23 protein-coding genes and 1 pseudogene are annotated in these 24,318 nt (G+C 39.5%); 18 read left to right on the forward strand and 6 right to left on the reverse strand.

Annotated elements, in window-relative coordinates:
* Positions 1-65 precede the first annotated feature (65 nt).
* The 3 genes from IGK21_RS01705 to IGK21_RS01715 all read left to right on the forward strand — a co-directional run bounded on the left by IGK21_RS01705 (position 66) and on the right by IGK21_RS01715 (position 4,270).
* Positions 66-1,037: an AraC family transcriptional regulator gene (locus IGK21_RS01705; protein WP_034699439.1), complete on the forward strand. Its 972-nt coding sequence runs from the start codon at positions 66-68 to the stop codon at positions 1,035-1,037.
* Positions 1,038-1,339: 302 nt separating this feature from the next.
* Positions 1,340-2,671 carry an MFS transporter gene (locus IGK21_RS01710; protein ID WP_010720187.1) on the forward strand — a complete coding sequence of 444 codons (1,332 nt, stop codon included), beginning with the start codon at positions 1,340-1,342 and terminating at the stop codon, positions 2,669-2,671.
* Between the two features lie 18 nt (positions 2,672-2,689).
* Complete coding sequence (locus IGK21_RS01715; RefSeq protein ID WP_034699441.1) at positions 2,690-4,270, forward strand: family 78 glycoside hydrolase catalytic domain; 1,581 nt, start codon at positions 2,690-2,692, stop codon at positions 4,268-4,270.
* 264 nt (positions 4,271-4,534) lie between these two features.
* On the opposite strand, the gene IGK21_RS01720 is transcribed toward IGK21_RS01715, so the two are convergent.
* From IGK21_RS01720 to IGK21_RS01730, 3 genes are read right to left on the reverse strand one after another with little or no spacing between them, the layout of a single operon-like run.
* Positions 4,535-4,780, reverse strand: a complete 246-nt coding sequence (locus IGK21_RS01720) for a hypothetical protein (RefSeq protein WP_034699443.1) — start codon at positions 4,778-4,780, stop codon at positions 4,535-4,537.
* A gap of 59 nt (positions 4,781-4,839) precedes the next feature.
* On the reverse strand, positions 4,840-5,337 hold the full coding sequence (locus IGK21_RS01725; RefSeq protein ID WP_034699446.1) for a hypothetical protein: 498 nt from the start codon (positions 5,335-5,337) through the stop codon (positions 4,840-4,842).
* A complete protein-coding gene (locus IGK21_RS01730; RefSeq protein ID WP_181914787.1) occupies positions 5,300-6,688 on the reverse strand; it encodes a Y-family DNA polymerase in 1,389 nt (462 codons plus the stop codon). Before IGK21_RS01730 ends, IGK21_RS01725 begins: the two co-directional genes overlap by 38 nt.
* Before the next feature lie 384 nt (positions 6,689-7,072).
* Here IGK21_RS01730 and IGK21_RS01735 point away from each other — a divergent pair, with 384 nt between their 5' ends.
* The 10 genes and pseudogenes from IGK21_RS01735 (at position 7,073) to IGK21_RS01780 (ending at position 16,865) form a co-directional block, all read left to right on the forward strand.
* Positions 7,073-7,306: a DUF1858 domain-containing protein gene (locus IGK21_RS01735; protein ID WP_034699449.1), complete on the forward strand. Its 234-nt coding sequence runs from the start codon at positions 7,073-7,075 to the stop codon at positions 7,304-7,306.
* Positions 7,303-8,607: pseudogene (locus tag IGK21_RS01740) on the forward strand (DUF438 domain-containing protein). The gene IGK21_RS01735 and the pseudogene IGK21_RS01740 overlap by 4 nt, the downstream one beginning before the upstream one ends.
* Before the next feature lie 638 nt (positions 8,608-9,245).
* On the forward strand, positions 9,246-10,265 hold the full coding sequence (aroF, locus tag IGK21_RS01745; RefSeq protein ID WP_010738525.1) for a 3-deoxy-7-phosphoheptulonate synthase: 1,020 nt from the start codon (positions 9,246-9,248) through the stop codon (positions 10,263-10,265).
* Positions 10,266-10,280: 15 nt separating this feature from the next.
* Positions 10,281-11,345, forward strand: coding sequence for a 3-dehydroquinate synthase (gene aroB, locus IGK21_RS01750; protein WP_010738524.1), 1,065 nt, complete (start codon positions 10,281-10,283; stop codon positions 11,343-11,345).
* Entirely contained in the window at positions 11,346-12,509 is a 1,164-nt protein-coding gene (aroC, locus tag IGK21_RS01755; protein WP_034699454.1) for a chorismate synthase, read from the forward strand.
* Positions 12,510-12,521: 12 nt separating this feature from the next.
* Entirely contained in the window at positions 12,522-13,601 is a 1,080-nt protein-coding gene (locus tag IGK21_RS01760) for a prephenate dehydrogenase (RefSeq protein ID WP_034699457.1), read from the forward strand.
* Positions 13,602-13,605: 4 nt separating this feature from the next.
* The gene (aroA, locus tag IGK21_RS01765; RefSeq protein WP_034699459.1) at positions 13,606-14,892 is read left to right on the forward strand and encodes a 3-phosphoshikimate 1-carboxyvinyltransferase; all 1,287 of its coding nucleotides are present in this window, start codon (positions 13,606-13,608) and stop codon (positions 14,890-14,892) included.
* Complete coding sequence (locus IGK21_RS01770) at positions 14,889-15,419, forward strand: shikimate kinase (RefSeq protein ID WP_010720175.1); 531 nt, start codon at positions 14,889-14,891, stop codon at positions 15,417-15,419. The genes aroA and IGK21_RS01770 overlap by 4 nt, the downstream gene beginning before the upstream one ends.
* Positions 15,391-16,236, forward strand: coding sequence for a prephenate dehydratase (gene pheA, locus IGK21_RS01775; protein ID WP_034699462.1), 846 nt, complete (start codon positions 15,391-15,393; stop codon positions 16,234-16,236). The genes IGK21_RS01770 and pheA overlap by 29 nt, the downstream gene beginning before the upstream one ends.
* 116 nt (positions 16,237-16,352) lie before the next feature.
* Positions 16,353-16,865: a type 1 glutamine amidotransferase domain-containing protein gene (locus tag IGK21_RS01780; protein ID WP_034699465.1), complete on the forward strand. Its 513-nt coding sequence runs from the start codon at positions 16,353-16,355 to the stop codon at positions 16,863-16,865.
* Positions 16,866-17,153: 288 nt separating this feature from the next.
* Here IGK21_RS01780 and IGK21_RS01785 read toward each other — a convergent pair whose 3' ends face one another.
* Positions 17,154-17,825 (reverse strand): ClpXP adapter SpxH family protein, encoded by a 672-nt coding sequence (locus IGK21_RS01785; protein WP_438718827.1) that lies wholly within the window; start codon positions 17,823-17,825, stop codon positions 17,154-17,156.
* A gap of 117 nt (positions 17,826-17,942) precedes the next feature.
* Positions 17,943-18,518 (reverse strand): CYTH domain-containing protein, encoded by a 576-nt coding sequence (locus tag IGK21_RS01790; protein ID WP_034699471.1) that lies wholly within the window; start codon positions 18,516-18,518, stop codon positions 17,943-17,945.
* 130 nt (positions 18,519-18,648) lie between these two features.
* On the opposite strand from IGK21_RS01790, the gene IGK21_RS01795 reads away from it, so the two are divergent.
* Genes IGK21_RS01795 through mgtE form a run of 4 tightly spaced genes read left to right on the forward strand, consistent with a single transcriptional unit; the run spans position 18,649 to position 22,405 of the window.
* Positions 18,649-19,350 (forward strand): GTP pyrophosphokinase, encoded by a 702-nt coding sequence (locus IGK21_RS01795; RefSeq protein ID WP_010720170.1) that lies wholly within the window; start codon positions 18,649-18,651, stop codon positions 19,348-19,350.
* Positions 19,328-20,125: an NAD kinase gene (locus IGK21_RS01800; protein ID WP_010720169.1), complete on the forward strand. Its 798-nt coding sequence runs from the start codon at positions 19,328-19,330 to the stop codon at positions 20,123-20,125. The genes IGK21_RS01795 and IGK21_RS01800 overlap by 23 nt, the downstream gene beginning before the upstream one ends.
* 1 nt (position 20,126) lies before the next feature.
* The gene (locus IGK21_RS01805; protein WP_034699473.1) at positions 20,127-21,026 is read left to right on the forward strand and encodes an RluA family pseudouridine synthase; all 900 of its coding nucleotides are present in this window, start codon (positions 20,127-20,129) and stop codon (positions 21,024-21,026) included.
* Positions 21,027-21,043: 17 nt separating this feature from the next.
* The gene (gene mgtE, locus IGK21_RS01810) at positions 21,044-22,405 is read left to right on the forward strand and encodes a magnesium transporter (RefSeq protein WP_034699476.1); all 1,362 of its coding nucleotides are present in this window, start codon (positions 21,044-21,046) and stop codon (positions 22,403-22,405) included.
* A 103-nt stretch (positions 22,406-22,508) separates the two neighbouring features.
* Here mgtE and IGK21_RS01815 read toward each other — a convergent pair whose 3' ends face one another.
* A complete protein-coding gene (locus IGK21_RS01815) occupies positions 22,509-23,147 on the reverse strand; it encodes a copper homeostasis protein CutC (RefSeq protein WP_010720166.1) in 639 nt (212 codons plus the stop codon).
* 140 nt (positions 23,148-23,287) lie between these two features.
* Between IGK21_RS01815 and IGK21_RS01820 the strand changes: the two genes are divergently transcribed.
* Positions 23,288-24,145 (forward strand): methyltransferase domain-containing protein, encoded by an 858-nt coding sequence (locus IGK21_RS01820; RefSeq protein WP_034699479.1) that lies wholly within the window; start codon positions 23,288-23,290, stop codon positions 24,143-24,145.
* Positions 24,146-24,318: the final 173 nt, after the last annotated feature.

Raw genomic sequence — 24,318 nt, forward strand, 5'->3', positions numbered from 1 at the left:
CCTAAAAGATCTGGTTGCTATTGACGAAAAGCTAACTGAAAATGAAGAAAAAGGGGAGGATGCCAGTGTTTACCTTTGAGCAACTAAAAACATTTTTGATGGAAAATAACGAAATTGAGTGTCGACAACAAATTGATGGTCAAAATATCAATGACCAACAGTTGCCCTATGAGACAGTCGCAGTACCTAAAATGCCCAAAAACCAATTTTTCAAAGAGGGTAATATCTTTATCAATAAACATCATCGTTACGCTGAAATGCCTGCACATACGCATGAATTTGTTGAATTTAACTATATGTTGTCTGGTTCATGTGTCCAATATGTCAACGATAAGAAAATTCACTTGAAAGAAGGTGAATTGCTGTTATTAGACAAAGAAATCGTTCAGCGTATCGATCCTTTAGAAGAGGAAGACCTTTTGATTAATATTTTATTGAAAGGGGAATCGATTACGACTGACATCGTGATCAATATGGTGAAGTCACGTGGATTGGTCAATGAATTTCTATTAAATGCTTCGCAGGAAAAAGGAAAACATGATGAATTTATCCATTTTCATTGTGGTGATAACTTAGAAGTGCAAGGGTTATTGCACAAAATGATTTTGGAATATTACAACAAACAAGACTATTATATGCGGGCACTGAATCTGAGATTGTCTTTACTATTGATCGAACTTACCCGTGATTTAGAAGAATATGTTACGCAACGTGAGAATCAGGAATTATTAGAGATTTTACGATATATCGATCTTCATTTTCGAAAACTGACACTGAAAAATCTAGCGAAACATTTTGGTTATAATGCAAATTATTTAAGTAATAAATTGAAAAAAGAAACAGGGAGTTCTTTCCAAGAATTGGTCAATTCTTTGCGTTATAAAACGATGATCGAGTTGATGAGAGAAACGAATAAAACTTTTGAAGAAATCTCGTATGAACTTGGTTTTGAAACTCTTGCTTCTTTGTATAAATTAGTCGGAAAATACACAGAACTGACACCTAAAGAACTCAAAGATAGTCTGTTAAAAAAATAGAATAGGCAGTTGTGATGCAACGAGTCCTTTTTCTCAGGTGATCTGTAAAAAAGATTTGACCAATCATGAACTGGCAATGAAAAGCGAAGATTAACGAAAGCGTATTCCAAATGTATTGGATAAGTGTGAACCTTCTTTTCATTTCCTGAATGTTCGAAAAAGAATCGCTTGTTTGATTCGCTGAAGCATACGAATGTGATTTGGATAAAAAGAACACTTTTTTTGCTATAGTCCTGAGTAATTCATACGTTTACAATTCTAACTGTTCGAACTTATAAAACTTATTTTAAGGAGTGTTTTTTATGAAGAAACAACAGGCATCAACTACTACCACGGTCAAAGAGTATTCGCCTCTAGCTGTCGCTGCTGGAATTGGCTCCATGCTTGGATCTGGCTGTATTGTTGGACTCTCAGCGACGATTCCCGTTTGGCAAAAGGGACTAGAGCTGACAACTGGACAAGTCGGGATCGTTTCTGGCGGGCTAACTTTTGCAATCGCTTTCGGATCGCTGTTTACTGGACAGATATCAAAAGCATTTGGCTTGATCCGTTCATTTAACTGGATCAATTTGTTTTACGCGATCGGAGCTGCGGTCTGTATTCTAGCCACAAGTTTCCCAATGCTCCTATTAGGCGTGATTATCATGGGCGTAGCATCTGGAGCAGACTTACCATTAAGTTTGACCGTTGTTTCTCATGATGCACCTGATGAGCATACTTCTGCTCGTTTGATTTCTTCCACACAGATTTTTTGGCAAGTGGGGATATTCATTTCTTACATCTGTTCGTTTCTTTTATCGGGAATCGAAGGTGTGTTAGGAGCAAGAATTGTTTTTGCCATCTTATTTACGTTTGCAGTGATCACTTGGTTATGGCGAACACTTTCACCTAAGTTTAGACAATTTCATGAAGCCGGAGCTGCTCGACAAGCAATGACCAAAGTGACAAGCGACTCGAAAGAAGTTTCTTTCAAGACAGTACTATTTGGGGAAAACAAACAAAAATACCTTGGCTTTTTCGCCGCTATCTTGATTTTTTATGTGTGTTGGAACCTCTTAGCGAATACTTGGGGACAATTTCAAACCTATGCTTTGACAAATGCCGGAGCTAGTCAAGCACAAGCTACAGGATTAGGGATCGGGTTGAATGTGATTTCTTTAGCAACAACGATTGCATTTGCCTCTGTTGCAGGTGGTAAATTTAGAAACAAAGCTTTCTTTATTGGGGCAGTCGTTCAATTTGGCGCAATGTTAGGCATGGCATTGATCGGTGGCGGTGCAGGATTTATTGCATTAGCGATCACAATTGCTTTTTATAATTTTGGGAATCCACTAGCCGGAGAGGCAATCTACAAAGTGTGGACACAAGAATCTTTCCCAGCAGAAACACGAGCTTCACTTCAAGGGTTCATCAATGGTTTTTCAAGAATGTGTTGTGGATTATTTGCTTTTGTTACCCCTTACTTAGTTGCTCCTGATCGTATCCAGACGTCTATGTTTGGCTTTGCGGGAATCGTTTTAGTAGCAACAATTGCTGGAGTAATCATGATGCGTCTACAGAAAAAATACCCAGTGATTGATCCGGTGGATAAAGAGCTGGCTGAAGGAAAAATGACTGCATCGTTCACCAAGTAAAGAAGAGGAGAAAGCAAGATGGCATTTACTTTTCAAATCAATCAAGATGTGCGTTGGAAGAAAGACGAGACACTGCTGGCCAAAGCACAACAACATGTACCAAAGCTTTTGAAAACGAAGATCGAACCAGTAGCAATCACTGAAGTCGTTGAAGACCCACATGGTTTGAATGGGTATTCAGCAATTAACAGTGACAAAGAAATCAAACAACTAGCTGATTATACCTTAAAAAGGGATGAAGCGATTATCTTAGATTTAGGGGATCATTATGTTGGGCATTTTAGTCTGTCCATTGACTCGGTTGGTTCGCCAATGGATGCCCCTTTATATTTACAACTGAAATTTGCGGAAGTACCCGCTGAACTTGCGGCAGATTCTAGTGCGTATGATGGTTGGTTGTCAAGGTCTTGGATCCAAGAAGAATTTATTCATCTTGATGTTTTGCCGGCACGTTTAGAATTACCAAGAAGATATAGCTGTCGTTATATTGAGCTAAAGGTGTTGGATACTTCACCCAAGTGGCAAGCTAGTTTTTCTGATCCGCTTTTTATCGCAGAAAGTTGTGTGTCACTCGACCAATTACCAAAGCCTGTGATTGCTGATGAAGAACTTGCTTCCATCTACCAAGTTTCTGTTAAAACATTATTTGATTGCATGCAAGAAGTCTTTGAAGATGGGCCCAAACGAGATCGCCGATTATGGATTGGTGATTTACGTTTACAAGCGTTAGCGAATTATGCGACTTTCGGTGATTTAGCTTTAACGAAACGTTGCCTTTATTTATTTGGTGGGATGACGACCAGTGAAGGGAAGATTCCAGCCAATGTTTTCACAGCCCCGCAATTGACACCAGATGATACGTTTTTATTCGACTATAGTTTGTTTTTTGCAGTGATCTTAGCTGATTTTTATCAACAGACGAAAGATTCAGTTGTCTTGCAGGATTTATATCCAGTAGCGAAAAAGCAGATGGAACTAGCACTGACATGTGTCGATGAAGAGGGACGCCTGAATTTGTTAGAAGAGTGGCCAGTATTTATCGACTGGTCGAATGAGTTTGAAAAGAGTACAGCAGGGCAAGCAGTGTTGATCTATGCGATGAAACGATTCAACCAGTTGGCAGAACAAGTGAAAGATCCACAACTGAGTCATTACCAAGAAACAACAGAGAAACTGATTGCGTTTGCGAAGCAACAATTATTTGATGAAGAACAAAAGCAGTTTATTATTGAAACAACCGGAGAAATCAATGTGGCGAGTCAAGTTTGGATGGTTTTAGCAGAGGTCTTTGATCAACCAATGAATCGAGAAATTTTGGAGACGATGATTGCGCATCATTTTCCGATCACAGGGATTGCTACACCTTATATGTATCATCATGTAGTCGAAGCGTTATTTGTAGCTGGACTTCAAGAAGAAGCTATCCAGTTAATGAAAAACTATTGGGGCAAAATGATTCAGCTGGGAGCAGACACTTTTTGGGAAGCTTTTAAACCAGAAGAACCAGATTTTTCTCCTTATGGCAGCCCGATCATCAGTAGTTATTGCCATGCGTGGAGCTGTACGCCAGCGTACTTGATCGAAAAATATCTAAATTGAAAAAGCAGTCAGTTACTTTACATTGTCAACTGAAAAAAAGACAGTTGGATCGTTAAGTAATGATTCACTGATTCATCCTAGACATAAGCAAAAAATCTCAAAACCATTTTTGCGGTTTTGAGATTTTTTGCTGTCGTATGAAACGGACGAGCAGTTTATCCGTATAATCAAAGGTTTATCACTTACGAGAAGACTTGTACGTTTTTTGGGGGGAGTCCATGCGTTCCATATAATAGGATTAGGTGTTCCAATTATATGGCTTTGTTAGGATGTCGGTTCCTTTAGATGTAAAATATCTTCCCAAAAGTGAAAGTATTGATCGGTCAATTGGATTTCAACGATGTCCACCCAATGAATCAATTGCTCATCTAAGGAAAATCCTTTTTCTGTCATGTCTCGTTGGACAAATCCTCGATAAGAGTTGTTATCCTTGCAGCGGACAATGATTTCTTGTTTGGCAATAAACGCAGTGATAGCGATCGTTTCAAAATGTTGATGGACTGTTTTCAAAAAATCACTTCTTTCTAGTTTAGTGAAATAGGCATTTTATGCTGATCAATGGCAAAACGCTACTCTTCTTCAGGAAAACTTTGGTAAAATTCATCTTTGATCGGAACGATCTCTTCGTTAAGACTTCGGTTACTTAACGTTTCATGTTGTGTGACTGACTGGGGAAAATAGGAAACATCAAACCACTTATCTTCCTGTTTTATTTGAACATGTCGGACGTCACACCAGTGAACGGTCTGTTCTTCAAGGATAAAATAGTCGTGATAAGCTTCACCAGTAAAGAAACCCTCGATGCTTTCTAAGTAGCGGCCAAATTCATCCTTGGTATTTAATTGCAGACTTACTTTTTTATGGTAAAGAAAAGCCTCTAATAAAACACTATCCATTTCTTCTCGAGACATTTGTTCCAACGGACGAATCTCTCTCACTGCCCACGCTTCATTTTTTTTGATCCCAGTGACTAGCTCTTCCATAGCGAATGCGGTGCCCCATTTTAATCCGAATGGGCGATCTCGGTATTCATTGTAGTCGAGAAATTCTTTTTTTGTTCGACGCATAGCCCTCACCTTCAATACCGGCATGACCACCAGCGTGTCCGCCAACGAGTGAACTCCTTGCGATCGCACGGCCACCTTCTAATAAGCTATGGGCATGGACAATTGCACTGAACCCATATTTTTGGCGAATACGATCAACGACAAAATCGATTTTGGCATCGTTGACTTGTTCATCGGGATCTGTAAATAGATTCAATTGCAGACTGTCTGTGTAAATTAGTTTGGAGCAGTTGACACCGACACTGCGAATGTCTTGATGCTGGTAATGTTTACGAAAAAGATTCAATAAAATGAGACTGAGTTCATGACTAGAATTTGTCGGCTCAACTTTTAGTTGTTGATGAAATCCAGTTTTCCCTAGACGATCTCGATAACCTAAAGAGTAGCCCATCCACAAGCTAACAACTTGCGCTTTCGCATGTTCACGCCGCAGACGAGTTCCGACTTGATCAGCCATTTCTTTAAGAACGATTTCAAGTTCTTCACGCCTTGTATAATCACGATTCAAAATTTGACTATTCCCAATACTTTTTGATTTGGGGGTATAGTCTTCTCCCAAAAAGCTTCGATCAATTCCCCAAGCATGGGCAAAAAGCTGGGTGCCAATCACTCCAAATTTTTCTTTTAGTTGGTAATAATCCGCATGAGCTAAATCATGAACAGAATGAATCCCCAGTCGTTTGAGCCGTTTGGCTGTCCGATGTCCAATTCCCCAAAAATCGGTGAGAGAAGGAATACGCCAAACGTTGTTTGCCACATCTGCATAGCGCCATTCGGCCTTTCGCTCTTTTCCTTTAGAACCGTTATCCAACGCTAACTTAGCTAGTAGTGGATTATCACCAATCCCAATAGTTGTATGGATTCCTGTTTGTTGGTAGACATCCTGATAGATGATTTCAGCTAGATCCCAAGCACTTTTGACTTTAAAAAGTTTCAAACTGTTGGTGACATCAAGAAAGCTTTCATCGACAGAATAGACATGGTGATTCTCTTCATCCACGTACTTTTTATAAATAGCATTGATCTCGGTATTTTTTTTCATGTAGTAAGCCATTCGTGGAGGGACCATATAAAGATCGTCGGGATAGGGAAAGGGTAAATCTCTTGCTCGACTGATATTTGTAATATGATAGGCTTTTTTTGCGGCTGGACTAGCAGCTAAGATCAAGCCACTCCCACGTTCATCGGTTTTCCCTGACGGATAGGACATGACGACGAGTTTGGTTGTTAGAGGATCTAAATGACGTTCGGCACACTCAACAGAAGCATAAAACGACTTACAATCGATGCAAAGAATATCTCTCGAAGGTTCTTTTGTGTAATCAAAGACTGGATTTTGATTTCGAATCATATTCGTCACCTCTTCTTATTGATTAGAACACATGTTCGTGTTTTGTGTCAATGAAAAAAACGTGATGGAATGGGTAAAAAAACAGTGGAGAAGAAGATTTTTGTCTTTTTATCGTTTAGAGAAATGGGTAGTATCTGAAGCAAAATTAAATTGAAAGAAAAAACAGCTGGATGACCTCATTAGTTAATAAAAAAAGTTATTTTATTTTTTGCTGATCAGAAAGTCATTAGGAAGTTTTACACTGAAAAAAGAATGAGCCTAGATATACTCATCATTAGAATGGTAAAAAAAGATTTGCTTTGAAATTATCGTGTAAAAGTGCACAAAATCGTTTATAATGAATCCGATTGAATGAGAACGATTCTCAATGAAGGAGGAAGTAAAATGAGAGAGATCGATTTTTCCAAAACATTATTTGAATTAGTTACTGAATATCCAGAAGTCAAACAAATCATGGCAGAGCTAGGATTTAATGCCATCAACCAACCTGGGATGTTGCAAACTGCTGGTCGCTATATGACGATTCCTAAAGGGGCTCAAATGAAAAAAATTCCTTTAGAACAAATTGTTACGGCCTTTGAAACATCAGGATTTATTGTGAAAGGATTGGTAAAATGAAACCCACGAATCAACGACAAGAACGGATTGTTGAAATCCTGTCACTTTTACATAAAGGTGGTTCTTTTGAAGAAGCAAAACGATTGTTCAATGAAGAATTTGAGGGAGTCGATGTTACAGAAATCACTGCTGCGGAAAAAGCATTGATCCAAAGCGGTCTCGATCCGTCAGAAATTCAAAAGTTATGTAATATCCATGCTGCTGTTTTTAAAGGAGCGATCAATGAGATCCATCATTCCAATTATGAACATGCACAACCAGGACACCCGATCCATACCTTAAAGTTAGAAAATCAAGTGTTGCAATCATTATTGACAGATGAAATTGACGGATTATTGGCAAAAATGGCTAAAGGAGATTGGTCACAAAAGGAACGATTGCAACACGCTTTAACTGACTTACTACAAATCGACAAGCATTATGCACGAAAAGAAACGTTGATCTTTTCTTATATGGAAAAATACGGAATCTCAGCTCCACCTAAAGTAATGTGGGGCGTAGATGATGATATCCGTGAAATGATCAAAGCGCTGAATGTTTATTTAGCTACAGACAAAGCGGCTTATAATCCGCTATCCGAAAAATGGGAAGCAGTAAAAACAGAAATTGAAGAGATGATTTTTAAGGAAGAGGAGATCATGGTACCCATGACCTTAGATGTGTTTAGCCTTAAAGATTGGGAACAAATCGCTCATGACAGCTTTGATATCGGTTTTGCGTTTATCCCTGAACCACTTCCATGGAAGCCAAGCCAAGAATCACTCGAAAAAGAAAGCGAACGGGAACCAGCTCGTCAATTAGCCATTAAAAAAGCTAAAGAAACGACCGATGGTATTGCTGCTGGTCTTGGGATCGAAGAGTTTACGTCAGAGGCAGTTCAAGACGAAACAGCACCTATGACTGATTTAGTTGTGCAATTTCCGACAGGAGCGTTACAGTTGGAGCAATTAGTTGCCTTGTTTCAAGTGTTGCCTGTGGATTTGACATTTGTTGATCATGAGGATCGGGTTCGTTTCTTCTCAGAAGGAAAGAAACGGGTCTTTCCAAGAACTACTTCTGTCATTGGTCGTGAAGTCGTCAACTGTCATCCACCAAAAAGCATGCATCTAGTCCAATAAATCCTTGACGATTTCCGTACAGGAACAAGGGATTCAGCAGAATTTTGGATTGATATGAGAGGACGGAAAATTTATATTCGCTACTTTGCTTTAAAAAATGAGACAGGTGATTATCTTGGGTGCTTAGAAGTCACGCAAGATATTACTGAGATCCAAAAGTTAGACGGACAAAAACGATTGTAAGAGCGGACAAATTTCAAAATAAAGAACAATTTCAGCTCACTTTTGGGCTCGTTTGATTATAGAAGTAGAAGCCGGACATGCTGTTGATACTTTTCTATGGTATTTTCAGCATTCTCCTGCGACTATTTAGTGGGTAAATTGGAGTTTTTATCAGGTAAAAGCCCTTTTTTCATACCCTTTGATCATTTTATTCAAGAAATTGTTTGACTTCTTTCAAAAACATCTCTATACTTAAACTCAATCTTATATCAGTTTGGAGCGATTATTATGAAAATCACACATAGTTCACAACTGAATAATTATTACTTTAGCTATTTTAGATAAGTTTGTATTCATACGATTATGGGTGCAAACATCAGCGTTTGTTTGTATCTATGATGGCTAAGGATGTTTGAGATGACTTGCTCGCCGCATAGATGAAAAATCTATAGTGGCTTTTTTATTTGATTGATTCAGGGGCTCACTGTAGATGGATTTTCTACGGTGGGCTTTTTTTGTTACATAAAGGGGGAACTAAACGCATTCAAACAAGGTATAAGCAAAGTAACGATTGATTTGCAAGAATTTATGTAATCCAATCAAACAGCGAGGAAATCGATGAAGCGAAACACAAAATAAAAAACAAAGGGAGTTATTGTATGATTCTAATCATTAAACCAGGTATCCAAGAAAGTGAGTTAACACAAGTAATTGAACGTATTAAAGAAGAAGGGCTAGATGTACAGATCAACCATGGTAAAGATCGTTTTGTCTTAGGGCTTTTAGGAGATCCAAAGGTAATTCGGGATGTTCCGTTTGAACGCTACGATATCGTAGAACGTGCCGTACCGATTACCAATACGTACAAATTGACGTCACGAGAATTTCATCCTCAAGATACGATCGTTGATGTAGCTGGAGTGAAAATCGGTGATGGGAGTTTTGTGACAATGGCTGGTCCTTGTTCTGTCGAAGGGGAAGAACAAATCATGGAGACAGCACGAATGGCTAAGGCTGGTGGTGCTAAAATCTTACGTGGTGGTGCCTACAAACCAAGAACGTCACCATACGCTTTCCAAGGATTAGGTGAAGAAGGGTTGAAAATGATGCGTAAAGCTGCGGATCATTATGACTTGAAAGTGATTACCGAAGTGATGGATGAAGCGCATATCGATGTGGTCAGTGAATACGCAGATATCATTCAAATCGGCGCACGAAATATGCAAAATTTCCGTTTATTAGAAGCTGTAGGACGAACAGGAAAACCAATTGGCTTAAAACGTGGCATCTCAGGTACGATCGAAGAGTGGTTAAATGCCGCTGAATACATTGCAGTTCAAAACAATTCAAACATCATCTTCATTGAACGCGGAATCCGCACTTACGAAACAGCTACTAGAAATACATTCGATCTAAGTGCCGTACCACTGATCAAAAAATTAAGTCATTTCCCGATCATCGTTGACCCAAGTCATGGAACGGGTGTCTGGGACTTAGTGACACCAATGGCACGAGCAGGTGTTGCTAGTGGGGCAGATGGAATGATTGTAGAGATCCATCCTGATCCGATTCATGCTTGGTCTGATGGACAGCAGTCGTTGAATGAGAAAAACTACCTGAAAATGATGAATGAAGTGGACATCTTAGTAGAAGCGATGAAGAAAATCAACGCTTTATAGAGAGGAGAAACACGGATGTTAGAAGTTGTCTTACCCGAAAAAAGCTATGAGATCATCATCCAGCGAAACGCACTAGATCAAGTCGCAGATTGGCTTTCCGGTTTATGGCAAGAAAAGAAAATTGCGATCATTAGTGATGAAAATGTCTTTCCGCTTTATGGTCAAAAGATACAACAACAATTAGCCGATCGGTATGAGGTTGTGAATTATGTTATTCCGGCTGGCGAAGAAAGTAAATCACTGTCGATGGCTGCTAAATTATATGATTTTCTAGCCACTGAACAATTGACGAGAAGTGATGGCATTATTGCTCTAGGTGGCGGTGTTGTAGGCGATTTAGCTGGTTTTGTGGCATCAACTTACATGAGAGGAATTTCTTTTGTACAGATTCCTACCTCCTTATTGGCACAAGTAGACTCAAGCATAGGTGGCAAAACAGCAGTCAATGCACCAAACGCCAAAAATATGATTGGCACATTTGCACAGCCAGACGGTGTGTTGATTGATCCAGAAACGCTGACGACATTACCAGTAAAAAGGATCCAAGAAGGAATTGCAGAAATCATCAAGTGTGGTGCGATCAAGGATGAAAGTCTTTGGAGAGAGTTAGCTCGTTTTATTGATGTAGCTGATTTAGTAGCACATAGCGAGCTAGTGATCGAAAAAGCTTTACGTGTAAAAAAAGAAGTAGTAGAAGAAGATCAATTTGATCAAGGCAGTCGTTTGTTCCTCAACTTTGGTCACACGATCGGACACGCTATCGAGCAAACAGCGGGATATGGACAGATTAGTCATGGAGAAGCAGTGGCGATCGGCATGGTACAAATCAGTCGGAATGCTGAAAAAAGGAAAGAAACACCTGAAGGAACGACGCAACAACTTATCAAGATGATCCAAAAGTATCAGTTGCCCATTTCTTACGAACCATGGGATGAACAGGCGTTGTTCCAGGCGATCACTCATGATAAAAAAGCCCGGGGAAAACAGTTGAAAATTATTTTATTAGAAAAAATCGGTCAGGCAAAAATCCAATCGATCCCAATTGAAGCAATCAAAAATTATTTAGAAGAAGGTGAGTAAATGCGTTACTTAACAGCAGGAGAATCACATGGGCCTAATTTGACAGCGATTATTGAAGGAGTTCCAGCAGGCTTAACCTTATCGATTGAGGCAATCAATCAAGAATTAGCTAGACGACAAGGTGGTTATGGTCGAGGTGGGCGCATGAAGATTGAAAAAGATCAAGTGACAATCACGTCGGGTATTCGTCACGGCAAAACATTAGGCTCACCGATCACAATGACTGTCACGAACAAAGATTGGAAGAACTGGCAAACGGTGATGTCAGTTACTCCGGTTTCTGAAAAAGAAGAAAATCTACGACGAGTGGCTAAACCAAGACCAGGTCATGCCGATTTAGTTGGTGGTATGAAGTATCAACACCATGATCTTAGAAATGTATTAGAGCGTTCTTCCGCAAGAGAAACGACGATGCGAGTAGCAATCGGGGCACTAGCAAAACAGATTTTAGCTGCTTTAGATATAGAGATTGCTAGTCATGTAGCGATTCTTGGAGGAATCAAAGCGAATGTGCCAGAGAATTTGACCGTGACAGAAATCAAAGAAAAGACGACTATCTCCGAAGTGAACATGGTAGATCTAATGATTGAAGAGGAAGTAAAAGCCTTGATCGATGCTACTAAAAAAGCAGGAGACACTTTGGGAGGTGTAGTGGAAGTTCGGGTCGAAAATGTGCCAGCAGGGTTAGGGAGCTATGTACAGTGGGATAAAAAATTAGACGGTAAGTTAGCTCAAGCGATGTTAAGCATCAATGCTTTTAAGGGAGTCGAATTTGGAATTGGGTTTGAAGCTGCTTCGTTACCAGGATCACAGGTGATGGATGAAATCACTTGGGACGAAAGCGGCTATCACCGAGCAAGTAATCATTTAGGTGGCTTTGAAGGTGGAATGACCAACGGAGAACAGATTATTGTTCGGGGCGTGATGAAACCAATTCCTACTTTATATAAACCTCTCATGAGCGTGAACATCGATACTAAAGAACCTTATAAAGCTAGTGTGGAACGTTCCGATAGTACGGCAGTTCCAGCAGCTTCAGTCGTCGCAGAGCATGTGATTGCGACCACTCTTGTTTGCGAGATACTTGAGCATTTTCCAGCAGATAATATGCAAGAATTAAAAAAAGCCGTTGCAAATCACCGCCAAATGACCCAAGAATTCTAATCGGAGGTAGCGATGAAAAAAAAGGTGTTTGTCATAGGATTGGGTCTGATTGGCGCTTCCTTATGCCGAGCGATCAAAGGGTCAGCAATTACCCTTTATGGCTGGGATCATTCAGAAGAAACAAGAGAAATAGCGGAAAAAACACAGTTAGTCGATCAGGTTGTCACAGGGATCGAGGCAGCTAGTCAAATGGATGTGATTATCCTTGCCGTTCCAGTTCAAGTCAGCTTGGAGTATCTCAACTGTTTGGCGACACTTCCCTTGAAAGAAACAGTATTAGTAAGTGATACCGGAAGTACGAAAGCGACGATAATGGCGCTAGCGAAGCAACTCCCGTTTGATTTTATTGGTGGGCATCCGATGGCTGGTTCACATAAATCAGGAGTAAAAGCAGGCAATCCCTATTTATTTGAAGAAGCGTATTATATCGTAACGGATGACTGCCAAAGTGAACGTACGGAAGAACTGATCGCTTTACTACGTCCTACTCGAGCAAAGTTTGTTCGCTTAACTGCCAAAGATCACGATGAGATCGTTGGGGTGCTAAGTCATTTGCCACATATTGTCGCTTCAGGATTAGTACAAATCAGTGAGCAGCTGAATCAAAAATATCCACGTGCCTCACAATTAGCTGCTGGCGGATTCCGGGATATTACACGGATTGCTTCATCAGATCCCCAAATGTGGACGGATATTTTAATGACGAACCAAGAAATGATGATTCAGTTGATGGAAGACTGGCAAGTCGCAATGGAAACGTTAAAACAGGAACTGATTGATAAAAATCAATCGGCAATTCAAGAGTTCTTTGTGCAGGCAAAACAAACACGGGATCAGTTGCCCCGGAAAAAACAAGGGGCGATTCCAGCTTTTTATGATTTATATGTCGATATTCCCGATATCGCTGGTGCTGTCGCAAAAGTTACTAACGTACTAAGTCAGGCAAATCTTTCCATTATTAACTTGAGCATCCAAGAAACAAGAGAAGATATTTTTGGTGTGTTAGAGTTGTCTTTTAAAAATCAAGCGGATTTACTTAAAGGACAGAAGCTGATCGAAGCCGAAAAATTTCATTGTTGGATAAGGAGTTGAAGTCATGAAACTATTGACAGCTAAAAATGGGATCAATGGAGAATTAGTGATTCCTGCTGATAAATCGATTTCCCATCGCAGCATCATGTTTGGTGCTATCAGCAAAGGAACTACGATCGTCAACAATTTTTTAAAAGCTGAAGATTGTTTAAGTACGATTGCAGTTTTTAAGCAATTAGGGGTACGTATTACCGAAAAAAATGAACAAATCATGATTGAAGGAAAAGGATTTGAAGGATTAACAGCACCATCTTCTAGGCTAGATGCAGGAAATTCTGGCACAACGATGCGCTTAGTATTAGGAATTTTGGCAGGCTGTCCATTTACTTCTGAGATTGCAGGGGATGCTTCTTTGAATCGCCGTCCGATGGAACGTGTGATGAAGCCATTGCGTGAGATGGGTGCTGATTTACAAGGAACGGCCGAAGCTGAATTTCCTCCACTAAAAGTAACTGGAAATACATTGCACGGGATCGAGTATCACATGCCCATTGCTAGTGCGCAAGTGAAGTCTGCTATCCTTTTTGCAGCTTTACAAGCCGAAGGGACCACTAAAATCATCGAGAAAGAACAGTCAAGGAACCATACCGAAGAGATGATCAAGCAATTCGGTGGGAAGATCCAAGTGGAAGGAAAAGAAATTATAGTCACTGGACCGCAGCAGTTGATCGGACAAGAAGTCACTGTCCCAGGGGATATTTCTTCGGCTGCGTTTTATCTCGTCGCAGCAAGTATTTTAGCAAACAGTGAAGTCCTCTTAAAACAAGTAGGAATCAATCCGACACGGACAGGGATTCTCGATGTGCTGATGCAAATGGGTGCTAATATTGAAGAAAGACAGCTGGATGAGCAAAATCAAGCAGCAGATTTGATTGTCCGTTCTGCGCAACTCCATGCTTGTGAGATCCAAGGAGAAATCATCCCACGCTTGATTGATGAGTTACCGATCATTGCATTAGCTGCTACTCAAGCAACAGGCACAACCATCATTCGTGATGCTCAGGAATTAAAAGTCAAAGAAACAAATCGGATTGATGCAACTGCGGAAGAATTAACGAAAATGGGTGCGAACATTGAACCGACAGAAGATGGTTTGATTATTCACGGACCAACACCTTTACATGGAGCGACAGTGGATAGCCATGGGGACCATCGAATTGGGATGATGTTACAAATCGCCGCTTTACTAACCGCAGAACCTGTCGAATTACTCAATCCTGAAGCAGTCAATATTTCATATCCTGAATTTTTTACGGATCTAGCCAAATTGGTTCAGGAGGACCCATCATGACGTCACTTGTATTGATCGGTTTTATGGGCGCTGGTAAGACGACGATCAGTAAAAAATTAGCGGCTCGATTGGATCAACCAGTCATCGATATGGATGACTATTTAGTTCAACAATTAGGCTGTTCCATTGAGCAATACTTTGCTACCTTCGGAGAAGCCGCGTTTCGCGACCACGAAACCGCTCTTTTAAAAACAATTTTACAAAAAAAGGCAGTGATCGCTACTGGTGGCGGGGTTGTCTTACAGAAAGAAAATCAGGAACTATTAAAACAGCAACAAGTCATTTATTTAAAAGGAGAAGCCGATATCTTGATCGAACGGATACGACAAGATCAAACAAATATTCGACCGTTAGCGTTAAAGAATAGTGACACAAAACTACGTGAGATCATGTGGGAACGGGAAAAAATATACAAAAGTTTAGCAAAAATCACGATAGATACGTCTAAGAAATCGCCAGACGAAATTATCACAGAAATCATAAAGTGGGTAGAAAATAATGATGAAAATTGGGTATCTAGGTCCTAAAGGTTCCTTTACTTATAGTGCAGCCACACGTTATTTCAAACAAGGTACTTTTCTTTCTTATGATTCCTTGATTGATTTGATCGATGCACAATTAGAAAAAGAGATTACTTATGCAATGGTGCCAATCGAAAATACGATTGAAGGTTCTGTTTTGCCAACACTTGATCATGTGTATGAGACATTACCTTCTATTCAAGGAGAAATCGTTCTGCCGATCCGACAACAATTGATGGTCCATCCAACACAACAAGCCAACTGGCGAAATATCACAAAGATTTGTAGTCATCCGCAAGCATTAGCCCAATCACAACTTTTTCTACGGGCAAATTTTCCAAAGGTCGAGATTGAACAAGTAGGTTCCACTGCCCAAGGAGCCCAGCAAGTAGCAACCCATCCAGAAGAATGTCTAGGTGCGATTGGCTCCAAAGAAGCTGCAAACGAATTTGGGTTGACCATCGTGCAATCAGATATCCAGTCCATTGCAACTAATGAGACCCGTTTTTGGGTTCTAAGTGCCGCGCCTGTTGATGCAAAATTACAAAAAAACAGTCATAAAGCGACATTCTTTGTGGATTTGCCAGAAAATAAACCAGGGGCGCTTTATCAAGTTCTTTCGGTCTTTGCTAATAATCAAGTGAATTTAACAAAAATCGAATCACGCCCACAAAAAACGAGGTTAGGCGAATACTTTTTTGTTATCGATGTTGCTATCGATGACAAGATCGACAAGGTGAATGAGCTGATTGAAGTGCTAAAAGAGCAAGGCTATCCTACGCATTTGGTTGGTTGTTATCCGGTTTATCACATCGATGAATGACTAAAAGAAACAAGATGGACGGAGACAAAAACCGATCTTTAGTCCAAACAGATGATTTGCACACTTGAATAAATTCCTTTAGGCTTGAATTAAGCGATAAGAAAGGAAGAGAACAAATGGCAAAAAAAGTTGCAGCAATCGTTACAGATTTAGTTGAAGATGTGGAACTAACGTCACCGAAAGAAGCACTAGAAAAAGCTGGACATACAGTGACTTTGATTGGGTTTGAAGGAAATCAAACAATCAAAGGAAAAAAAGGCGCAGAATTCACAGTCGAACAAAGTATTGCAGATGTTTCTCCTGAAGACTTCGATGCGCTATTGATACCAGGGGGATTTTCACCGGATCAATTACGAGCAGATCAACGATTCGTTGATTTTGTTTCTTACTTTTTAAAAAATGATCAACCGTTATTTGCAATTTGTCACGGTCCACAATTATTTATTCAAACAGGTTTAACTGAAGGACGGACAATGACAGCTTATGATACGGTACGTCCAGATATCGAATATGCCGGTGCCGTCGTGAAGGATGAGCCAGTGGTAATTGATCGAGGCTTGATTACTAGCCGAAATCCTGATGATATTCCAGCATTTAACGAAGCAATCGTTGAAGCACTAGGAAGCTAATTTGAAAAGTTTAGTCCTAAACATTAAAAAAGCAGTCGTATCGGTCGAAAATGGCATCAGCTATTTTCTGAAGGATGCGATTGCTTTTTGTCGTTTTTCGAAAAACTCTTTCTTATTTCTTGATGCTACACACTTTTATCTCAACCTCAGACGATGCGATGCTATTAGTCCATGTTGGTAAAGATTCCCATATTTTTCTACAAGCACCAAATAACCGTTTTTCGAATACTTAGCGATCTAAGTACTTGAAAAACGGTTAGTTAGTGAAACGAATGGTTCTTGACATGATTAGTTAGAGAGTAAATATAAATGGCTACTTCCTGGTTGTAAGCGAGAATCATTTGTATGTAAATGTTCACCATCAAAAATTTGATAAGAATCATTTTTAGTCTTACAAAGTTCTTTTATTTTTCGGACTGTATTTGTGCCTTCAATTAAGACACCAAAGTCTTGTTCACAGGAGTAGTTATACACTACAGCAGAAGGATGTTTGGTGATGCCCATTTCTCGAGCAATTTTTTGATCAGAGAAAAAAACTTCTTTAACAAACTCGGATTGACGATCTTCTTTGAACATCTCGATATCGCCGCCGACTTCTGCAAAAAGTGATTCAGCAAGTTCTGGAGAATACGGTACTTTATTACAACCTACAGCTTCTTGCATTTTGATCAAAAATTGACGTCCTTTTTTCTTACCTTGAAACTGTGCCGCTTTATAGTCTAACGCAGCAGAATAGGTAGTTGAAAATAAGTGGTTACGCGTAACGAGGTCGTTTTGAGAAATTCCGTTACGTTGCATGACATCCCCAATTGTCTGCAAATTAACTAAAGGCAGAAAACGAAATTGCATCTTTTCTTTGGATGTTTTTCCGTACTCTTCTTCAATAAATTGTAATAACTGTTGTTCTAGTGTAAAACAATGTTTCCCCAAAGGATTAACAAATAAATAAATTTCGATCATATGAATCTCCCCCAAAATAGATTCTATACAACTCGTGAATTCTTTTATTCACAACGTATAACTTAACAGAAAAATGATAAAAAATGAACTCAAGTGCCTTGTGAAAATGATAGAACTTTAATTTTTCGCTGCTAGCATCCGTTGAATTTTATTTTTAGCTGGTCGATAAGGGAAAGAATGTCTTTCCAAAAACGCTAAAAAGGCAGATTTACCAAGAGTAGCATCAGATACTTCTAACTCCAGTTCAAAATCATGTAATTGTTCTCCAAAACTTTCATCAATCGCTAAAAGACCTTCCTCAATGTGAAATTCCGCACGTTTGGTAGTAATGTCTCCAATTTTGCCCAATTCATCCGAAGGAACAGCTAATTCTAACATTTTTTGAAAAACAGCACCCTGACGTGGCAATTGACGTTGCTCAATGAAAGAGAGTGCTTTCTCTTTGCTTAAAGTATCAGTGGTTTCAAGTTTTCCTTCTTTTGCAGGTGTTTTTAGTGTATATTCTGCCCGATCTTCAAGTAATCGGATGCGTAATCCACAATTTTTTTGTGCTAGCTGTCCATCTGGTGTATCAAAATAGATATTCGTTTGAACCGTAAAATCTTCTGGTTTTAGTTGATAATACTGGATCAATTGACTATATTCTTGTTGCGTCAGCATGGACTTGTATTCAATTTCTAACATTTCAGACATAATGATCGCCCCTTTCATTCATTCTGCCTAATTTTTCCTTTTTGGTCAATACAAAAAGCCGAGAGGTACAAAAAAACTTCATTTATATGTTAAAATAGAAAAGAATGTTAACGAAGTAGAGGGATCAGCGATGGAACGAGATTGGGAAGAGTTTTTAGCACCGTATGAACAAACAGTATCAGAATTAAAAGTAAAGTTACGCGGGATCCGTAAGCAATTCAGAGAACAAAACCGACATGTTCCGATTGAGTTTGTTACTGGACGAGTCAAACCAGTCGATAGCATTGTGACAAAATCACAGCTGCGTCATATTCCGATGAGTCGTTTAGAAGAAGAAATGTCTGATATTGCTGGATTACGAATCATGTGTCAGTTTGTAGAAGATATCCACCAAGTAGTAGATATCATTCGTAAAAGAAAAGATATGAAAGTGATTCAAGAAAGAGATTATATTACAAATAAAAAAGCTAGTGGGTACCGTTCGTATCATTTAGTGATTGAATATCCTGTTCAATTGATCAGTGGCGAAAAGAAAATTTTAGCTGAAATTCAAATCCGGACGTTAGCTATGAACTTTTGGGCAACAATCGAACACTCATTGAACTATAAATATCAAGGCGTGTTTCCTGAAGAAATGAGTGAAAGACTCCAACGTGCGGCAGAAGCGGCTTATCAATTGGACGAAGAAATGTCCAATATTCGGGAAGAAATCCAAGAAGCTCAACGTCTATTTTCCCATGGAAGAGGAAAACGAGATGACGTTTACTATCGTACCGTATTAAATCGAGAGAAAAAAGAGGAGGTCACGGATGAAAGTAGCGATCGTTCATAACCAAGAAGCGAAAACAATTGAAGTTACCGAACGATTGAAAGCTCTTTTGACACAATCGGCTATTCAAATCGACGGACAACGCCCCGATTTAGTGATTTCCGTAGGTGGTGATGGGACGTTATTGTCCGCTTTTCACAAGTATAGCCATCTATTAAATGAAGTTCGTTTTTTAGGGGTCCATACAGGGCACTTAGGTTTTTATACGGATTGGCGTGACTATGAATTGGAAGAATTAGTCAATAGCTTACAGACCAATCAAGAACAAAGTGTAAGTTATCCTTTGCTCGATATAAAGATCAGTTATTTAGATGATAAGCCGGCAAAACATTTCTTGGCTTTGAATGAATCCACGATTAAACGATCAAATCGGACGATGGTTGCCGATGTATATATCAAAAATGAATTGTTTGAAAGTTTCAGAGGGGACGGATTGGCTGTGTCTACGCCAACAGGTTCAACCGCTTATAATAAAAGTATCGGCGGGGCAGTTATTCATCCGAGTATCAATGCCTTTCAGTTAACTGAAATTGCTTCATTAAATAATCGAGTCTTTCGTACACTCGGTTCGCCTATGGTCATCGCACAAGACGAATGGCTGGAAATCAAATTAGAAAATACAGAGGATTATCTTGTTACAGTCGACCAATTGGATATTAAGGAATCGAATATTCGTTCCATCTATTATCGCATTGCAAAAGAGCGAATTCATTTTGCTTCTTATCGCCATATGCATTTTTGGCATCGTGTAAAAGATTCCTTTATTGGTGAGGGATAACATGGAATTTGTGTGGACGTATGGAAAAAATCATCCGCAGCAGATAAAATATTTTTTAAAAGAAAAGGGAATTTCTAAAGGTTTGTTAGCGAAAATCAAATTTCAAGGTGGCGAGATCAAAGTAAATGGTCAAACTGAAAATGTCTTGTTTTCTCTATCGTACAATGATAAGGTAACGATTGTCATTCCAGCAGAAGGCGAACATGAAACGGTGCTTTTAGATGAAACACCGATCGAGATCGTTTACGAAGATGAACATCTTTTAGTTGTGAATAAACCAGCTGGCGTCTCTTCGATTCCAGCACAATATCATCCAAACTATACGATGGCTAATCGAGTAAAAGCTTATTACAAACGACAAGGTTACGAAAATCAAGTCATTCATGTGGTGACAAGACTAGATCGGGATACTTCTGGGTTGATGTTGTTTGCCAAACATGGCTTTGCTCATGCAAAGTTAGATGTACAGCTTCGAGAAAAACGATTTGTGAAGAAATACCAAGCACTTGTGAGTGGCGAAATAACTAAATTGGCACCTCACGGCTGGATTGACCTTCCAATTGCGAGAGACCAATCTTCTTTACTGAAACGGATGGTTTCGACAGCTGGGCGAAGCGCACAAACCGAATATTGGTTAACGAAAAACACCGCAGAGGTTGCTTTGGTAGATATCCAACTGCATACGGGGAGAACCCATCAAATCAGAGTTCATTTTTCAGAAATTGGCTGTGCGCTATTAGGAGATGAAATGTATGGTGGGCGTATGGATCTTGGAATAGCAAGACAAGCTTTACATTGTTACGACCTGCGTTTTGATCATCCTTTTACACAGGAACGATTGGAATTTAAACAGCCTTTGGCTAAAGATATGGCGACTGTTCTCCAGCATTTTGAAAGTTAGGGTGAGGTGAGATAGAGTTGGATGAAAATCAAGAACTAGAGGAACGATTTGCCCAGTTACTCCAGGATTTAAGAGAAAATAACCTACAGGAATTTAGAAACAGTTTCCTGGAAATGCATATTTACGAGCAGGGGCAATTCTATCAATCTCTGAACGAAGAGGATCGTCAACTGATCTATTCCTACTTATCTCCTAAAGAATTGGCAGATATGTTTGATGTGATTGAAGAAGACAATGAATATATGAAAGAGTATTTAGCTGAAATGCGTCCGAGTTATGCTGCAGAAATGCTTTCAGAAATGTATACCGATAATGCGGTAGATTTGCTAAATACCTTAGATAAAAAACAAGTCGCTAAATATTTAAGTTTAATGACTGCTGACGATGCTAGTGAAATCAAAGAGTTGTTACACTATGAAGATGAAACAGCTGGCGCGATCATGACGACAGAATTTGTTTCGATCGTGGCGAATCAAACGGTTCGTTCTGCGATGTATGTCTTAAAAAACGAAGCAGATGTAGCTGAAACCATTTACTATATCTATGTCGTCAATCAAGAAGAACAATTGGTTGGAGTTATTTCATTGCGGGATTTGATCGTTAATGATGATGATGCAATGATCTCTGACTTGATGAGCGAACGTGTGTTATCCGTCCATGTGGGGGATGACCAAGAAGATGTCGCGCAAACCTTTCGTGATTATGACTTTCTAGCATTACCCGTAACAGATTACGATGACCATCTACTTGGGATCGTAACAGTTGATGATATTATTGATGTTATTGATGATGAGGCTGCAAGTGATTACTCTGGTTTGGCAGGGGTCAATGTTGAGGAAATCAATGAAAATCCCGTGAAGTCAGCTGCTAGACGTCTTCCTTGGTTGATCACCTTATTATTTTTAGGGATGTCTACGGCTTCGTTGATCAGCCATTACGAAGAACTGGTGAGTGAAGCAAGTATTTTAGCCGTCTTCATTTCGTTGATCACCGGAACTGCGGGGAATGCTGGCACCCAATCATTGGCGGTTGCAGTTCGCCGTTTGGCTGTTTCTGACGACAAAGATGCTGGTTTTGTCCGTTTGATTCTAGCTGAAGTACTCACAGGACTTGTGACAGGGGCAATCACTGGCTTGACGATCTTTTTGATTGTAGGAATTTGGAAGCATAACTTTATTTTAGGCTTTGTGATTGGGATTGCCATGTTATTTGCGATTACTGTAGCCAACTTGGCAGGAAGCTTGATTCCGATGTTGATGGATCGCTTAGGATTTGATCCTGCCGTGGCTAGTGGTCCTTTTATTACCACCTTGAGTGATTTGACTAGTGTCTTGATCTATTTCAACATCGCTTCATTGTTTATGGGGTATTTTATGTAGCCATTCCTTTTGAGATGGTGCAACAAGTCTGTGATAAAAATAAAAAACGTAAGGAGCAAAGTAATCAACTTGCTTCTTACGTTTTTATTATTACTAAAAAAATTTAGTCGAATGAAACGATTTTTGTTCCATGAACTTCATTCACGCCTAGTTCTTTGGCAACATGTTCTGCATTTTTGTAATCGATCTTGCCACCAGGTAAGATGATCAGACGTCCGTCAGCATAAGCAATCAATTTTTTTAAATGGTCAAAATTGGCTTCAATTGGTGCGTTCGCATCTCCACCATGAGTTAAAATACGGTCTACACCGTGTTCAACCAGCCAATCAATTGCTTCAAATTGTCGTTCTTGCGGGATACAATCAAAAGCCATGTGGAACGTGATTTGTAGACCTTCTGAGGTTTCGATCAATAATTCCATTGCCTCTTCATCGATCCAATTTGAAGGAGTCAAACAGCCTATAACTACGCCATCTGTACCTAATTTCTTCGCTTCGATTAAATCAGTATGCATGATCTTTAATTCAATATCATTATAGACAAAATCGCCACCTCGTGGTCGGATAATTGTCATTACAGGTACTTCTTTTTCATTGGCATAGCTTAAAACTTCTTCGATCACTCCGGTGCTAGGTGTGGTTCCGCCAGCAGCTAAGTTATCGCATAATTCGATCCGGTTCGCTCCCTTAGCAATTGCTAGAGGAATGGAAGTATAATTTTCTGCACAAAATTCTTTGATCATTTGCCTGCTCCTTTATCATTCGCCTTCTTCTTCTAAAATTGTACCATATTTTTTGTAGTTGCTAAAGTTTTCTTCTAACGGTAAGATGAAAAGGGAATAAAGCAATATTCAACGATTAAAACAAGAAATGAGCAAAAAAAATGTTAAAAAAAATTGATCAAGGTCGCCAATTTTTAAAGGGAAATCAACAGCTGTTCCGATGCCCACTTTGCCATGCTGGAGTAGCAGTCACTGAGAACGGTTTGGTTTGTCATCAGAACCATCGCTTCGACTTATCCAAAAAAGGCACGCTTTACTTTTTATCTCATGGGGTAAAAACGGAATATGATCAGAGTATGTTTGATCCCAGACGTAGAATGATCCAAGCAGGGATGTATCAGCCTGTGATCGACTTGTTAGCACAACAAGTATCGCAGGGATCAGAGGTCTTAGATGTTGGCTGTGGCGAAGGAAGCTTTTTAAATGAATTAGCACGACTGCAACCATTGAAAAAGGCCGTAGGTTTTGATCTTTCTAAAGAAGGTATTTATGCGGCTACTGCTCAGCCGGTCGAGGCGTTTTGGTGTGTAGCAGATTTAACCAATCTTCCTTTTGAAGACCAAACATTTACTACGATTCTAAATATTTTTTCGCCTTCTCACTATAAAGAATTTCAACGTGTGCTAACCGATGATGGGGAAGTCTTGAAAATCGTTCCGCAACAAGATTATTTAAAAGAATTACGCCAAGCGTTTTATCCAGACCAGCCTGAGAAACAACAGTATTCAAATGAACGAGTGGTGGCTAAGTTTGCGGAGTCCCTAGAATTGACTGAACGTCAACGTGTTACCTACGAATTTGATATCCCAGAAAAAAATCGGCAAGATTTGTTAGCGATGTCTCCGCTCGAATGGCAAGTCAGTCAAGACGTCAAAGAGCGTGTGTACCAGAATCCTTTGAAAAAGATTACAATTGACGTAGAATTATTAAAAGGAAATAAGAGAAAACGATTGCAATGAAATTATTCATTTCTAAAGGTTGCAAAAAGAGTTTGTTGATGATATAGTAACGACAAGTTGTTTTTTCATTGGTTTTTATCAGGTTCCTGTTCTGATAAAAGTTAGTGAGAAGAGCTTCACTAACGTAACGACTCGCAGTGACTGACACCGAGTTGATACGTTTTTTTTTATGC

Origin of the sequence: Enterococcus sp. DIV1421a (assembly GCF_051711025.1) — a bacterium.
In the GTDB taxonomy this organism is placed as follows: domain Bacteria; phylum Bacillota; class Bacilli; order Lactobacillales; family Enterococcaceae; genus Enterococcus_B; species Enterococcus_B hirae.